Origin of the sequence: Falsochrobactrum shanghaiense (assembly GCF_003149535.1) — a bacterium.
Taxonomy (GTDB): domain Bacteria; phylum Pseudomonadota; class Alphaproteobacteria; order Rhizobiales; family Rhizobiaceae; genus Brucella; species Brucella shanghaiense.
Genome location: NZ_QGDB01000001.1, coordinates 510,446 through 525,943 on the forward strand (window position 1 = coordinate 510,446; position 15,498 = coordinate 525,943).

Consider the following 15,498-nt stretch of genomic DNA (forward strand, 5'->3'; position numbering starts at 1 on the left):
TTTAGCCGTACTTTCTCAAATGCCCTGCAACATACAGGCTTTTCTTACAATTCTCTCACAGGCCTTTTTCGATAATAAGCCGGGCCCGGTCAAGATCAGCCTGCGTATCGACGCCCAAAGGCACCGTCTTGACGATCTGCGCATCGATGCGCATTCCATCTTCGAGCGCGCGAAGCTGTTCGAGCTTTTCACGCTTTTCAAGCGCTGACGGCCCCAGCCCGACGAAACGCTCCAGCGCTGCGCGCCGATAGGCGTAAAGGCCGATATGGTGATAGAGCGGGCCTTCGCCATAGGGCGCGGTGGCGCGGGTGAAATAGAGCGCACGCAGGCGCTGCCCGTCATCAAGCGGCGAGCCGACGATCTTGACCACATTGGGATTGGTCTTTTCTTCTTCCGCCACGATCTCCACACCCAGCGTGGCAATATCCGCCGGGCCGTCCTCAAGCGGACGCAAGGCGCTGCGGATGGTTTCAGGATCGATGGTGGGAAGATCACCCTGCACATTGATGACGGCATCGACCTCACCGGAGGGATCGAGCGCGAGAAGCGCCTCATAGATACGGTCGGAGCCTGATTCGTGATCGCTTCGCGTCATGACCGCCTCATGGCCATGGGCCTCGACAGCGGCGAATATTTCTTCGCTATCGGTTGCGACCACCGTGCGGCCAAGCCCTGCCGCCGCGGCCCGCTCGGCCACATGCACGATCATCGGCTTGCCGCAAATATCGGCGAGCGGCTTGTTGGGAAGGCGCGTCGAACCGAGCCGCGCGGGAATGAGTGTCAGGGTTTTCATCATCTGAACCGTTGCCTTCCATGGTGTTGCAAATGGTCGCGCTTGAGACGCCACAATCCTTTATCCGTCCGAGAAATGCAGCAAAAGTGTCAAAAAGTCACGGGGCGGGTTAACCTCATAAGTGTTGCATCGCCTTGGCAAAAGACCTAGTTTCCGCCCGATGCCGGGGAGAGATTTGCCAGCCTTCTGAAGGTTTGCATGCCGGCTGTGGAGGGCGTTGTGCTAGAGGGAGCGCTGACCGGCGATGAATTCAACCCGGACTAACAAGTTTATAATGGCTTTTCTGGCAACGGTTTTCGTTGTCATGACGACGGGCATCCTGTCCGATTCACTGTTTCACGCACCCGCACCCGAGAAGCCCGGTTACAGAATTGAAGCGGCAGAGGCAGGCAGCGGCGGTGAAGCTGCGCCAGCCAAGGAAGAAGTATCGATCGCAACGCTGTTGCAGTCTGCTGATCCCGAGCGCGGCAAGAACGTCTTCAAGCGTTGCGCCGCCTGCCATACGGCTGAAAAGGGTGGCGCGAACAAGGTCGGCCCGCATCTTTGGGATGTGGTGAACCGTCCGGCTGCTTCGGTTGAAGGCTTCAGCTATTCCGCCGCGATGAAAGAATTTGCCGCAGCCGGTAACAAATGGGATTTCGAGCACCTCAACAAGTTCCTGTTCTCGCCCAAGGGCTATATCAAGGGCACGGCCATGGGCTTTGCCGGCGACAAGAAGGATAATGAGCGCGCCGACCTGATCGCCTATCTGCGCACGCTTTCGGACAATCCCGCTCCGCTTCCGGCGGCTGATGCTGCCCCGGCAGAGGAAGCTGCGCCTGCTGGCGAGGCTGCGCCCGCACAGGAAGGCGAGACGCCCGCAGAACAGGCACCGGCCAGTGACGGCCAGCAGCAGGGCGAAACGGCGCCTGCGGCACCTGAGCAGACGCCTGCCAACTAAGCGCCTGCAAGCCAAGCATTTGAAAAGCCGGGTTTCAGCCCGGCTTTTTTTATCGCCTGCAATTTTTTTGCACCCCGCCTTTCTTCCTCCGCAAAAAGCCCTAAAACTGGCATTTATATATCTCAGGCAGCAACGGAGATAATGGATGAGAGCTTTTCGGGCGGGAACATTCGCACTTGTTTTGACCGCAGCGGCGGTTTCGGGCAGTTACGCCCAGGCACCGGCGGATGACGGGTCCGCGCCGCAATGGCGCTATTCCTCCAGCCTGATGGGCGAGCCGAAATATCCGGCTGATTTCAAACATTATGACTATGTGAATCCGCAGGCACCCAAGGGCGGCACGCTCAATCAGGTCGCAGTGGGTACGTTCGACACCCTCAACCCCTATGTCATTCAAGGTGTTGCGGCAGCGGGCCTTTCGCCCTTCGGCGGCGGCATGCTTTACGACACTTTGATGAGCGATGCGCTCGATCAGGGTTCGACGCAATATCCGCTCATTGCCGAAGCGCTGCAATATCCCGACGATTTTTCATGGGTAAAGTTCCGGCTCAACCCCGATGCCAAATGGCATGACGGCGAGCCGATTACCGTCGATGACGTGATCTGGTCATTCGATGTGCTCAAGAAGCAATCGCCGATGTACAATAAATATTATGGCGATGTGGAAAAGGCCGAGAAAACCGGCGAACACGAGGTTACGTTCACCTTCTCGCAGAAGGGCAATCGCGAATTGCCGCAGATCATGGGCCAGCTTGCCGTGTTGCCCAAACATTGGTGGACGGCCAAGGACGCGCAGGGCAGGCAGCGCGACATTGGCCGCTCGACACTGGAAATTCCGCTCGGTTCCAGCGCCTATAAAATCGAAAAAGTTACGCCCGGCCGCTCGATCATCTGGGCGCGGGTCGATGATTACTGGGGCAAGGACCTGGCCGTCAATGTCGGCCGCAATAATTTCGACCGCATCAAATATGAATATTACTTCAATGAAGACGCCATATGGGAAGCCTTCAAGAAGGGCGGCCAATACGACTACCGGCAGGAAAATCGCGCCCAGCGCTGGGCAGAGCAGTATAATTTCCCGGCTGTAGAACGCGGCGATGTCATCAAGGAATCCTTTCCCTTCCATGCGGTCGGTCGCATGCAGGGCTATTTCCTGAACACGCGCCGCGACAAGTTCAAGGATCCGAAAGTTCGCGAAGCGCTGACCTATGCCTTCGACTTCGAATCGATGAACCGGCTGCTGTTCTTCAACCAGTATCAGCGCATCGAAAGCTATTTCGCGGGCAATGAGCTGCAACTGAGCGGCCCGCCCACGCCGGAGGAACAGGCTATCCTTGAAACGGTGAAGGATTCGCTCCCGCCCCAGGCACTGACCGAGGAATTCAAGCTGCCGGTCTATGATACGGCGCAGGCAACACGGGCCAATCTGCGCACGGCGCTCAAGCTGTTTTCCGAGGCTGGCTGGAGCCTGAAAGGCAACAAGCTTGTCGACGCGAACGGCAATCCCTTCACCATCGAGTTTCTGGGAAGCGATCCGACCGACGAGCGCATCTATAATCCATTTGCGGCAAGCCTGCGCAAGATCGGCATCAATGCCACCGTGCGCATCGTGGATGCGGCGCAATATCAGGCCCGCGTCAATGATTTCGACTATGACGTCATCACTTCCGTCATCAGCCAGAGCGGCTCGCCCGGCAATGAGCAGCGCGACATGTGGGGATCGGCGGCGGCGGATTTCAAAGGCAGCCGCAATTATGCGGGCATTAAAAACCCGGCCATCGACAAGCTGATCGACCGGCTCATCTACGCCAAGGATCGCGACGAACTGGTCGCCGCGACTCATGCACTCGACCGGGCATTGCTGTGGAATTATTACGTGATTCCGCAATGGTATTCCGACCACATCAATATCGCCTATTGGAACAAGTTCGGCATGCCGGAAACGCAGCCCGATTATATCGGGATCGACCCTTTCTCCTGGTGGGTCGACCCCGCAAAGGAAGCCAAGCTCAAAACCGGCGGCGAATAGGGCGAACGGTCATGGCCATTTTCAGCATGAACCGTCGCCATTTTCTCGGCGCATCAGGCAGCGTCGCGCTCACAGCCATGCTGCCTGCAAAGGCTTTCGCATTATTGCCAACGGCCACGCCGCTGCATGGGCTTTCGGCCTTTGGCGATCTTAAATATGGCCCCGATTTCAGCCATTTCGACTATGCCAGCCCTAACGCCCCCAAGGGCGGGACGTTCACGCTCGCGCCCTCGACATGGCTATGGAACCAGAACACGCAGACTTTCAACACGCTCAACAGCTTCGCTTTCAAGGGTGATGCGCCCCCGCGCATGGAACTTACCTTCGATAGCCTGATGACCCCGGCGCTGGACGAACCCGATTCGGTCTATGGGCTGATCGCGCAAAGCGTGACGCTTTCCGAGGATCGCCAGACCTGCACATTCGCATTGCGCGAGAACGCCCGCTTTCACGATGGCGCGCCCATTACCGCCGCGGACGTGGTTTCCACCTATAAAACACTGAAAGAAAAAGGCCATCCGCATATAAGGCAAAGCCTTGCGGCGCTTGATGCGGTGGATGAAACGGAAAAAGGCGCGGTGCGGATGCATTTTTCCGCCGGTCGCGGCCCCAATGCCATTCTGGATGCGGTCGTGCTGCCCATCCTGTCGCAAAAATGGCTCGAAGGACACGATTTCGGAGCCACCTCCATGGAACCCATACCCGGCTCCGGTGCCTATCGCGTCGGTAAATTCGCCTCGGGGCAATATATCGAATATGATCGCGTCGAAGATTATTGGGCCAAGGATTTGCCGGTGCAGCGCGGCTTCAATCATTTCGACCGCATCCGCATCGAATTCTACCGCGACCGCCAGCCGGAATTCGAGGCATTCAAAAAGGGCAGCATCGACTTTCGCGCCGAGAGCGTCTCCAAGAACTGGACGACGGGTTATGATTTTCCCGCCATGCAGCAAAAGAAAATCATAAAGCGCACCTTTCCCAGAGAAAAACGCCCGCTCATGCAGGCATGGGCGCTCAACCAGCGCCGCGAGCGCTTTCGCGATCCGCGCGTGCGCGAAGCCATCAGCCTGTGCTTTGATTTCGAATGGACCAATGAAAACCTGTTCTACGGTGCCTATCAGCGCTCGCAATCCTGCTTCAACGGTTCGGATTTTCAGGCCATGGGCCAGCCGACGCGCGACGAGATGAAAGTGCTGGAGCGTTATCGCGGCAAGTTACCGGATGCGATTTTCGGCGACGTGCCGGTGCTGCCCGTTTCGGACGGAACAGGACGCGACCGCGCACAGTTTTCGCGTGCTATCGAATTGATGCGAGAGGCGGGTTTCGAGCGCGACAAGGGCCAGTTTCATGACCGGGACGGCACGAAATTCTCGCTGGAGATTCTCAGCAATTCGGAAAGCTTCACCCGCATCTACAATCCCTTCATCCAGAAAATGCGCGCCATCGGCATCGACGCCAGCCTGCGGCTGGTGGACCCGAGCCAGTATCAGGCGCGCATGCAGGATTTCCAGTTCGACATGGTGGGCATCGCCATGCAGTTCGGCGCGACACCGACAAAGGAATCGCTTGCGGGCATGTTCGGCTCGCAAGCCGCCAAAACGCCCGGAAGCTACAATCTGCCCGGCACAGCCGATGCAATAATCGACACGCTTCTTGACGATGTGGGGGCCGCTTCCACCCGCGACGAACTGGTTGCAACGATCCGGGTGCTCGATCGGGTCTTGCGTATCCGGCGCGACTGGATTCCAAATTGGACAGTGGCGAATCACCTCGTGGCCTATTGGGATCGTTTCGGCTTCAGGGAGCCAAAGCCCGATTACGGATTTCCGGTGGAGACGCTCTGGTGGATCGATAAAGAAAAGGCAAAAATCATTGGCAAGCCATAGGCAGAAATACACAACAGCAATGCGGGGCGCAAAAGGCTGATGGGCGCTTATATCTTACGCCGCCTGCTTTTGATGATCCCGACCATCCTCGGCATCATGGCGATTTCCTTCGCTGTCGTGCAGTTCGCCCCCGGCGGCCCCGTGGAACGCGTGATCGCACAGCTTTCAGGCCAGGGCGGCGATGCGCTCGACCGCCTTTCGGGCGGAGGCAGCGATTTTGGCCAGAACGGCATGGATAGCGGCTCGGTCAATTCCAAATATCGCGGCGCGCAGGGGCTGGACCCGCAATTCATTGAAGAACTTGAAAAGCAGTTCGGTTTCGACAAGCCGCCGCTGGAACGCTTCGGCCTGATGCTGTGGAATTATCTGCGGTTCGATTTCGGAAACAGCTATTTTCGCGACATCAGCGTGATCGATCTCATCAAGGAAAAGATGCCGGTTTCGATCTCGCTCGGCCTCTGGCTGACTTTCCTTTCCTATATCATCTCGATCCCGCTCGGCATCCGCAAGGCCATCAAGGACGGCTCGCGCTTCGACACATGGACCAGCGCGGTCATCATCGTCGGCTATGCGATTCCAAGTTTTCTGTTCGCCATCCTCCTGATTGTGCTTTTTGCCGGCGGCTCGTTCTTCGACTGGTTCCCGCTGCGCGGCCTCACCTCGCCTGATTTCGCGCAAATGTCATGGTGGGAGAAGATCGGCGATTATCTGTGGCACATGGCGCTGCCGGTGACGGCACTGGTGCTCTCGGCCTTTGCCACCACGACGCTTCTGACCAAGAATTCGTTTCTGGAAGAAATCCGCAAGCAATATGTAACGACGGCGCGCGCCAAGGGATTGACCGAGAATCAGGTGCTTTACCGGCATGTTTTCCGCAATGCCATGCTGATCGTCATTGCCGGTTTTCCCGGCGCCTTCATTTCGGCCTTCTTTACCGGCTCGCTGCTGATCGAAACCATTTTCTCGCTCGACGGGCTGGGCCTGCTCGGCTACCAGTCGATCATCAACCGCGATTATCCGGTGGTGTTCGCCAATCTTTATATTTTCTCGCTGATCGGCCTTCTGGTCGGCCTGCTGTCCGATCTCACCTATACGTGGATTGATCCGCGCATCGACTTCGAGCGGAGGGATGTGTGATGGACACCGCACTCAACGCTGCCGCCAAGCCAGTCAAACGACCGTTTCTTTCCCCGCTCAACAAGCGCCGCTGGCAGAATTTCAAGGCCAACAAGCGCGGTTACTGGTCGCTGTGGATTTTCCTGTTCCTGCTCATTGCAGCACTTGGTTCCGAATTCATCGCCAATGACCGGCCCATTCTCGTTTCCTACAAGGGTGAGCTGCTGGCCCCGGTTTTCGTCAATTACCCGGAAGAGAAATTCGGCGGATTCTATGCCATAACCGACTATCGCGATCCCTTTATCCAGGAAGAGATCGCAAGCAATGGCTGGGCGATCTGGCCGCCGGTGCGCTATTCCTACAATACGGTCAATAACGACATTCCGGAAGCCGCACCCTCCAAGCCCTTCTGGCTTTACAGCAAGCAAGAGCGTTGCCAGCGCTATCCGCTCGGCGTCGATGATCCCAATTGCATCATCGGCAACTGGAACTGGCTCGGTACGGATGATCAGGCACGCGATGTCTTTGCCCGCGCGCTTTACGGTTTTCGCATTTCGGTGCTGTTCGGGCTCATTCTCACCTTCTTTTCCGCCATTATCGGCGTCAGCGCCGGGGCGATACAAGGCTATTTCGGCGGCTGGGTCGATCTGATCTTCCAGCGTTTCATCGAAATCTGGTCCTCCATCCCCGTGCTATACCTGCTGCTGATTATCGCAGCGATATTGCCGCCCGGTTTCTGGGTGCTTTTGGGCATCATGCTGCTGTTTTCATGGGTGGCCTTTGTGGGCGTGGTGCGCGCCGAATTTCTGCGTGCGCGCAATTTTGAATATGTGAATGCGGCGCGTGCGCTCGGCGTCAAGAATGGCACCATCATGTGGCGGCATCTTTTGCCCAATGCGATGGTTGCGACGCTGACCTTCCTGCCTTTCATCCTCAATGGCTCGATCACCACGCTGACCTCGCTTGATTTCCTCGGCTTCGGCCTGCCGCCGGGTTCGGCTTCGCTTGGCGAACTGCTCGCGCAAGGCAAGAACAATCTGCAAGCGCCGTGGCTCGGCATAACCGGCTTTGTGGTGATCTCGCTGATGCTGTCGCTGCTGATCTTCATCGGCGAGGCGACGCGCGATGCATTCGATCCGCGAAAGGCATTTCAATGAGCGGAGCGATGAACGACAAAATCCTGCTTTCGATCCGCGATCTTTCCGTTGCCTTTCGCCAAAATGGCGAGGAGCGTATTGCGGTCGATCACATTTCCTTCGACATAGCCCAGGGCGAAACTGTGGCGCTTGTGGGCGAATCGGGGTCGGGCAAATCCGTCTCCGCGCTTTCGGTGCTCAAGCTCCTGCCCTACCCCGCCGCCAGCCATCCTTCCGGCGAAGTTCTTTTTGACGGGCGGGATCTGATGAAGGCATCGGAGGCGGAGTTGCGGCGTGTGCGCGGCAATGACATCACCATGATCTTTCAGGAGCCGATGACCTCGCTCAATCCGCTGCACCCGGTGGAGCGGCAGATCGGCGAGATCCTGAAAATGCATCAGGGCATGGGCGATGAGGCCGCGCGCAAGCGCACGCTCGAACTGCTGCACGAGGTCGGCATTCGCGAGCCGGAAAAGCGATTGGCTTCCTTTCCGCACCAGCTTTCGGGCGGGCAGCGCCAGCGCGTCATGATCGCGATGGCGCTCGCCAACAAGCCGAAGCTGCTGATTGCCGACGAGCCGACAACCGCGCTCGACGTCACCGTGCAAGCGCAGATATTGCAGCTTCTGGCAGATCTTAAAAAAGCGCAGAACATGTCGATGCTGTTCATCACGCATGATCTGGGCATCGTGCGCAAGATCGCCGACCGCGTTTGCGTGATGAGCAACGGCAAGATTGTCGAAAGCGGGCCGACGCAGGAAATCTTCGACAATCCGCAGCATCCCTACACAAAGCATCTTCTGGCTGCTGAACCCAAGGGCGAGCCGCCGCTGGCCGATCTTTCCGCCGAAAAGGTGATGGAAGGCAAGGATATTCGCGTCTGGTTCCCGATCAAGAAGGGCTTCATGCGCAAGACCGTCGATCATGTGAAGGCGGTTGACGGCATCGATGTGGAATTGCGCGCGGGCCAGACGCTGGGTGTCGTGGGCGAATCGGGTTCGGGAAAGACGACGCTCGGACTGGCATTGTCGCGCATGATCTCATCCAAAGGTGAAATCCGCTTCGACGGTCGCGATATTGCGAAATTCAGCTTCAGCGACATGCGCCCGCTGCGGCGCGAGATGCAGATCGTGTTTCAGGACCCGTTCGGCTCGCTCTCCCCGCGCATGACCATTGCGGACATCGTCGCCGAAGGGCTTCTGGTGCATGAGCCGAAGCTTTCTGCCGATGAACGCGATGCGCGCGTGGTGGCGGCACTCAACGAGGTCAATCTCGATCCTGAAAGCCGCTTTCGCTATCCGCATGAGTTTTCCGGCGGGCAGCGCCAGCGCATCGCCATTGCGCGCGCCATGGTGCTCAACCCGAAATTCGTCATGCTGGACGAGCCGACATCGGCGCTGGACATGAGCGTGCAGGCACAGGTGGTCGATCTTCTGCGGGCATTGCAGAAGAAGCACGATCTCGCCTATCTTTTCATCAGCCACGATCTGAAAGTGGTGCGGGCGCTCGCCAATGACGTGCTGGTGATGCGCAACGGCAAGGCGGTGGAATATGGACCGGCGAAGGAAATCTTCGCTAATCCCAAGACAGACTATACCAAAGCGCTGATGGCTGCGGCCTTTCATATGGAGGCCGCTCAGGGAGGAATAAAACAATGAGTGAAGGCAATATTTATTTGGCGCTGTCCAACTGGAACCCGGAGAGCTGGCTTGAAACCTTCCGGACCCATGCGCCGGGCCGCAAGGTGGTGACGGAACGCGCGGAAACCGATCCTTCCATCGAATATGCGCTGGTGTGGAAACAGAAGCCCGGTGCACTGGCCAATCTGCCCAATCTCAAGGTCATTTTTTCGCTCGGCGCAGGCGTCGATCATGTGTTTCACGATCCGCATATCCCCGATGTGCCGCTGGTGCGCGTCATTTCCGACGATCTGACCATGCGCATGACCGAATATGTGGTCTGGCAGGTGCTCGATCATCATCGCTTCGGGTCGATCTATCGCAAGCAGCAGCAAAACCGGGTCTGGCACGAAGACCCGCGCCAGCCTGCCGCGCATGAAGTGACGGTGGGGATGCTGGGACTGGGTGTGCTGGGGCGCGATGCTGCCGAAAAGCTCAGGGCGCTCGGCTTCAACATTACCGGCTGGAGCCGCCGTCCGCAGGAAATCGAGGGCGTGAAGACCTATCACGGCAAGGACGGCTTTGCGCCTTTCCTTGGCACGGCGGATATTTTCGTATGCCTTCTGCCGCTCACGCCCGACACAAAGGGCATATTGTCCATGACCATGTTCGCGCAATTGAAAAGCGACGGCCCGCTCGGCGCGCCGGTGCTCATCAATGCCGGTCGCGGCGGCTTGCAGAACGAAGCCGATATATTGGCCGCACTTGATCGCGGCATGCTCTCGGCGGTAACGCTCGACGTGTTCAATCAGGAGCCGCTGCCAGCGGACAATCCGCTCTGGACCCATCCCAAGGTGATGATCACGCCCCATGCGGCGGCAAGTTCTTCCGCAGGAGCCATCGTCCCGCAGATCCTCCGCCAGATCGAAGCCTTCGAGCGCGACGGCACGCTGGAGCATGTCGTGGATCGCGCCACGCAGTACTGATCAAATAACCTGAAGGCCGTCAGGGGCGTTTCGCCGCCTTGTAACGGATGGTTTCAAAACGCGCCGTCAGCGCATTATAAAGGAGCAGCCGCCCTATAAGCGGCTCTCCTATGCCTGCAACCAGCTTGATGACTTCCATAGCCTCAAGACTGCCCATGACCCCCGGCAACACGCCCAATACGCCTGCTTCAGCACAAGTGGGGACGCTTCCCGGCGGCGGCGCTTCGGGAAAAAGATCGCGATAGGACGGGTTGGGCAAGCCGTCTGCGCCGGTTTCATAGGGTTTGAGAACCGTAATCGTGCCATCGAAACGGCCAATAGCCGCGCTCACCAGCGGGCGCTGTGCTGCCGCTGCCGCATCGGCCAGCACATAGCGCGTCGCAAAATTATCCGAGCCGTCCACCACCACATCATAAGCGGCAATCAGCGCCTGCGCATTCTGCGCATCGAGGCGAAGATTATGGCATTCCACCTTCACATGCGGGTTGATACGGGCGATTGCCGCTGCCGCGCTTTCGACCTTCGTCTGCCCGACGCTTGCCGTCTCGTGGATGACCTGCCGCTGCAAATTGGAGAGCGAAACCGTGTCGTCATCGACAATGCCGAGCGTGCCTATTCCCGCTGCCGCCAGATATTGCAGCACCGGCGCGCCAAGCCCGCCCGCCCCAAGCACCAGCACGCGCGCGGCCTTTAGCTTCTGCTGGCCGGGACCGCCAATTTCAGGCAGCACGATATGGCGCGCATAGCGTTCGAGTTCGTCGGATGAAAAGGATTTTGACGGTGCATTCATGATGGCAAGCATAGGCCGGCAATCCGGCGCTGTCAGCGGGTATTTTGTCTCAAAGCCGCGTCAATTGCCCGGCTGCGACATTGAAGAATTGCGCATCGCCTTCAAGCGCCTCAAAGAGCGCCCGATCCGTGCCTGTCATGAAGCTCTGGCCGCCCAGATCATCGAGAATGCCGAATAATGCGGCGCGGCGACCCGTATCGAGATGGGCGGCAATCTCATCAAGCAGCAGAATCGGCGCCATGCCGGAAAGCTCGCCCGTTAGCCGCGCATGGGCCAGTATGAGGCCGATCAGCAGCGCCTTTTGCTCGCCGGTCGAGCAGAGAGCCGCGGGCATGGATTTGGGGCGGTGCTGGATAATCAGATCGGTGCGGTGCGGACCTTCCAGCGTCCGGCCTGAAGCGCGATCGCGCGCCCTTCCATCGCGCAGGGAGCGGCGAAAGTCTTCTTCCAGATCAAGCGCCGCCTCAACGCCGATCCGCTGCTCAAGCGCGCCTTCCAGAAAACAGTCGGCTTTTGGAAACGGGCCTTCAGCGGGCAGTTTTTCGATCATGGCCGCAATCAGCCGCATGGCCTGCGCGCGCGCGGCTGCGATCGCCGTGCCCAGTTCCGCCATCTGGTTTTCGATGGCGTCAAACCAGCGGTCGTCATTCATACCGTCATTCAAGAGCCGGTTGCGGCTGCGCATGGCTTTTTCATAATCGAGTACCCGCTTGCCATGCGCGGTATCAATCGCCAGCACCATACGGTCGAGAAAGCGCCGCCGTTCCGATGCGCCACCGGTAAAAAGCCCGTCCATGGAAGGGACGACCCAGAGAATGCGCGCATAATCGAGCAATTCATCGCTGGACGCGCTCATGCCATTGATGCGCACCCTGCGCCCGCCTTCGCCATTGCCTGCCGTGCCGGTGCCAATATCGGCCTCGCCATAGGTCGCGCATTCGAGGGCGGCATGAATGGCAAAGCCATCGGCGCTTGCACTGCGCGCCACATCATCATAGGCAGCGCGGCGCAGCCCCCTGCCCGGCGACAGAAACGAAAGCGCTTCAATCAGATTGGTTTTTCCCGAGCCGTTTTCGCCCGTCAGCACCACATGGCCGGTGCCAAGCGGCAGGGTCAACTCCGTATAATTGCGGAAGTTCACAAGTTTAAGCCGCCGGACCGATACGCGATCCGGGCGGCTTTGCTCAGGCTCGAATGCGGACACGGCCTGTTTCTTCAAACACGCATCGGCATGAGCACGTAAAGGACGTCTTCATCGCCGGTGTCACGCACCAGGGTCGGAGAACCGGCATCGGCCAGCATGAAGATGGCATCGGAGCCGGAAAGCTGGCTGGTGATGTCGAGCAGATATTTGGAGTTAAAACCAATATCGAGCGGATCGGCATCGTAGTCCGCAGCCAATTCGTCAGTCGCACTGCCCGAATCGGGATTGTTGACGGTCAATGTAAGCTGGCCGTCAGCAATGGAAAGCTTGACGGCGCGGCCGCGCTCGCTCGAAATGGTCGAGACGCGATCCACGGAGGCTGCAAAATCCTGACGGCTGATGGTCAGCTTCTTGTCGTTGCCCGAAGGAATGACGCGCTGGTAATCGGGGAAGGTGCCGTCGATCAGCTTGGAGGTGAGAACGACCGAGCCGACCGTGAAGCGGATTTTTGCGTCCGACAATTCAACCGAAACGACCACATCCGGCACATCGACCAGTTTCTGCAATTCGGCAACCGTCTTGCGCGGAATGATGATGCCGGGCATGCCTTCGGCACCCGATGGCGCTTCAAGTTCGGCGCGCGCCAGACGATGACCGTCGGTTGCCACAGCGCGCAATTTCAGCGCGCCGTCGCTTTCGATGGCATGCAGATAGATGCCGTTGAGATAATAGCGGGTTTCTTCCGTCGAAATCGCAAATTGCGTGCGGTCGATCAGGCGCCTCAACGCCTGCGCCTCGATGCGGAAGGAATGGGTGAAGGAACCTGCGGTCAGTTCCGGAAAATCGGATTGCGGCAGGCATTGCAGGCGAAACGATGATTTACCGGAAATGACCGACAGGGAGCCGCCGTCGGGATTGACCGCGAGCATGACTTCCGCGCCATCGGGTAATTTGCGCACGATGTCGTAGAGAAGATGCGCCGGAACGGTCGTCGCCCCCGCCTGCTCGACCATGGCGGCGGTCGCTTCATTGACTTCCAGATCCAGGTCCGTCGCCTTGAGAGCGAGGCTTGCGCCATCTGCCTGCAAAAGCACATTGGAGAGAATCGGTATCGTGTTGCGGCGCTCCACGACACGGTGGACGTGGTTGAGTGATTTGAGAAGGTTCGATCGCTCCAGGGTAACACGCATGTTAAAACGCACTCGCTCGCTAGGACAGGGCAACCGCGCAACGGGCAGACGCCCCCGTCAATAAGGCGCACAAGCGCCAGAAGGTTTGCTAAAGTGGCAGATTTTTAAGGAGAAAAGCAAGCCCGCGCAACGGGATCAACCCCAACTGCGCGGGCTTTTTGTTGATAACCGGCCTTGGCAGCCCCAAGTCATCCCCATCAGGCTGCCTTGGCAGCCCTGAGGCCATCCTTATCAGGCGGCCTGATCGTTGATGAGACGCTTGAGAAGCTCAAGCTCCTGCGCCAGCTTGGTGTCCGCGCCAACCAGATCCTCGATCTTGCGCACCGCATGCAGAACCGTGGTGTGGTCGCGCCCGCCAAAACGGCGGCCAATTTCGGGCAGTGAGCGCGGCGTCATCATCTTGGCGAGATACATCGCCACCTGACGCGGCTTCACGATGGTGCGCGTGCGGCGATTGGAGAGCAGGTCCTGCTTGGAGACATTGTAGTGGCGCGCCACGATGCGCTGGATTTCCTCGATGCGAATCCGCTTGGGCTCTCCGGCGCGGGTGAGATGCCCCAGCAGTTCGTCAACCCGCTCGATGGAAATGTTCGGCTCGAAGGACTGGCGGAACAAAAGCTGGTTGAATGCGCCTTCGAGTTCGCGGCCCGACCCGGTGACGGTGCGCGCGACATGGGCAAGAATATCTTCGTCGATATTGAGGCCGGAATCCTCGACCTGCGCGGCGGTGAGGCGGCGGCGCAGCATTTCCAGACGCATTTCGTAATCGGGCGCGCCGACTTCCAGCGCGACACCGCCCTGAAGGCGCGAGCGAACACGCACATCGAGCGATTCGAGTTCCGAGGGAGCGCGATCAGCCGCAACCACGACCTGCTTGGCGCTGTCGAGCAGCGTGTTGAGCAGATGGCAGAATTCGTGCTGGATCGACTTGCCCTGCAGGAACTGCATATCATCAATGACGAGCAGGTCGATGTCGCGCAGCTGCTCCTTGAAGGAGAGCGCATTGTTGTCACGAATGGCGGTGGCAAAGCGCCACATGAAATATTCCGCAGTCAGATAGACGACGCGCGGCTTTTCCTGCCGCTGCAAGGCAGCGGCAGCAATTGCCTGCAACAGATGGGTCTTGCCAAGGCCCACGGAGGCATGGATGAAAAGCGGATTGAAGCGCACGGCGCTGGAGGCTGCTTCGGCGATGGTGCGCGCGGCAGCGAGTGCGACGCGGTTGGAGGCGCCATCGATGAAGGTGTCGAATGTGTAGCGCGGATCGAGCGGCGAGCCGAGAACCGCGCCTGACGCGGCAGCCGTTTCGGCGACCACTGCGGAGCCGCGCTTTTCAGCGCCCGGCTGGCCCACCGGAAACACGACCTTCTCGCGCAGGTTCGCCTGCGCTCTGGTTTCCACGGTTTCGCTGGTTTCAACGGGTGCTGCGGTGCGCACCACGCGGCTCATGCCGCGCACGACCACTTCGACCTTGAGAATCTGCGGATTTTCTTCCTGCCACAGCTCGGTGAGAAGTTCTGAATAGTGGTTGTTGATCCACGAGCGCAAAAATGCCGTCGGCACCGACAGACGTGCGACACTCTTGGAGAGATCATCCAGCTTCAGACGCCCAAACCAGCTCGAATAAATTTCACTGCCAACGCGCGCTTTCAGCTTTGCTGTAAGCCGCTCGAAAACCTCTTCACCGGGGGCACTGTCAGCGCTCACCACGAGGTTCTTGTCTTTTCCGGTAGCAGAAGATCCATGGATACGGTTCGCATGCGCATCATCACCCATCGTTGCCGTCGACTTGCCAGTCATCATTGCCATTGTCTCGCCTGCCTCAAATTCCTACACGCCATTTTTACAGCGTTTGTCGTTATTTCCTGC

General features: G+C 58.6%; 12 protein-coding genes. 7 read left to right on the top strand and 5 right to left on the bottom strand.

The genetic code is table 11. From position 1 onward, the window contains the following. Nucleotides 1-55 precede the first annotated feature (55 nt). Nucleotides 56-793 (bottom strand): 3-deoxy-manno-octulosonate cytidylyltransferase, encoded by a 738-nt coding sequence (locus DKP76_RS02460; protein ID WP_109705146.1) that lies wholly within the window; start codon nt 791-793, stop codon nt 56-58. Nucleotides 794-1,037: 244 nt separating this feature from the next. On the opposite strand from DKP76_RS02460, the gene DKP76_RS02465 reads away from it, so the two are divergent. From DKP76_RS02465 to DKP76_RS02495, 7 genes are all read left to right on the top strand, one after another. Further along, nucleotides 1,038-1,733, top strand: a complete 696-nt coding sequence (locus DKP76_RS02465) for a c-type cytochrome (RefSeq protein ID WP_109704818.1) — start codon at nt 1,038-1,040, stop codon at nt 1,731-1,733. 145 nt (nt 1,734-1,878) lie between these two features. Then, nucleotides 1,879-3,762: an extracellular solute-binding protein gene (locus DKP76_RS02470; protein ID WP_109704819.1), complete on the top strand. Its 1,884-nt coding sequence runs from the start codon at nt 1,879-1,881 to the stop codon at nt 3,760-3,762. Between the two features lie 11 nt (nt 3,763-3,773). After that, complete coding sequence (locus tag DKP76_RS02475; protein WP_109704820.1) at nt 3,774-5,648, top strand: extracellular solute-binding protein; 1,875 nt, start codon at nt 3,774-3,776, stop codon at nt 5,646-5,648. 39 nt (nt 5,649-5,687) lie between these two features. Then, on the top strand, nt 5,688-6,785 hold the full coding sequence (locus DKP76_RS02480; protein WP_109704821.1) for a microcin C ABC transporter permease YejB: 1,098 nt from the start codon (nt 5,688-5,690) through the stop codon (nt 6,783-6,785). Further along, on the top strand, nt 6,782-7,921 hold the full coding sequence (locus DKP76_RS02485; RefSeq protein ID WP_199224731.1) for an ABC transporter permease: 1,140 nt from the start codon (nt 6,782-6,784) through the stop codon (nt 7,919-7,921). Before DKP76_RS02480 ends, DKP76_RS02485 begins: the two co-directional genes overlap by 4 nt. 8 nt (nt 7,922-7,929) lie before the next feature. Further along, nucleotides 7,930-9,558, top strand: a complete 1,629-nt coding sequence (locus tag DKP76_RS02490; RefSeq protein WP_109704823.1) for an ABC transporter ATP-binding protein — start codon at nt 7,930-7,932, stop codon at nt 9,556-9,558. Continuing rightward, entirely contained in the window at nt 9,555-10,505 is a 951-nt protein-coding gene (locus DKP76_RS02495; RefSeq protein WP_109704824.1) for a 2-hydroxyacid dehydrogenase, read from the top strand. Before DKP76_RS02490 ends, DKP76_RS02495 begins: the two co-directional genes overlap by 4 nt. Before the next feature lie 19 nt (nt 10,506-10,524). On the opposite strand, the gene DKP76_RS02500 is transcribed toward DKP76_RS02495, so the two are convergent. The 4 genes from DKP76_RS02500 to dnaA form a co-directional block, all read right to left on the bottom strand. Further along, nucleotides 10,525-11,307, bottom strand: a complete 783-nt coding sequence (locus DKP76_RS02500; protein ID WP_199224732.1) for a molybdopterin-synthase adenylyltransferase MoeB — start codon at nt 11,305-11,307, stop codon at nt 10,525-10,527. Nucleotides 11,308-11,344: 37 nt separating this feature from the next. Further along, nucleotides 11,345-12,499 (bottom strand): DNA replication/repair protein RecF, encoded by a 1,155-nt coding sequence (gene recF / locus DKP76_RS02505; RefSeq protein WP_109705148.1) that lies wholly within the window; start codon nt 12,497-12,499, stop codon nt 11,345-11,347. Between the two features lie 11 nt (nt 12,500-12,510). Next, nucleotides 12,511-13,629: a DNA polymerase III subunit beta gene (gene dnaN, locus DKP76_RS02510; RefSeq protein ID WP_109704825.1), complete on the bottom strand. Its 1,119-nt coding sequence runs from the start codon at nt 13,627-13,629 to the stop codon at nt 12,511-12,513. A gap of 231 nt (nt 13,630-13,860) precedes the next feature. Next, nucleotides 13,861-15,432: a chromosomal replication initiator protein DnaA gene (gene dnaA / locus DKP76_RS02515; RefSeq protein WP_109705149.1), complete on the bottom strand. Its 1,572-nt coding sequence runs from the start codon at nt 15,430-15,432 to the stop codon at nt 13,861-13,863. Nucleotides 15,433-15,498: the final 66 nt, after the last annotated feature.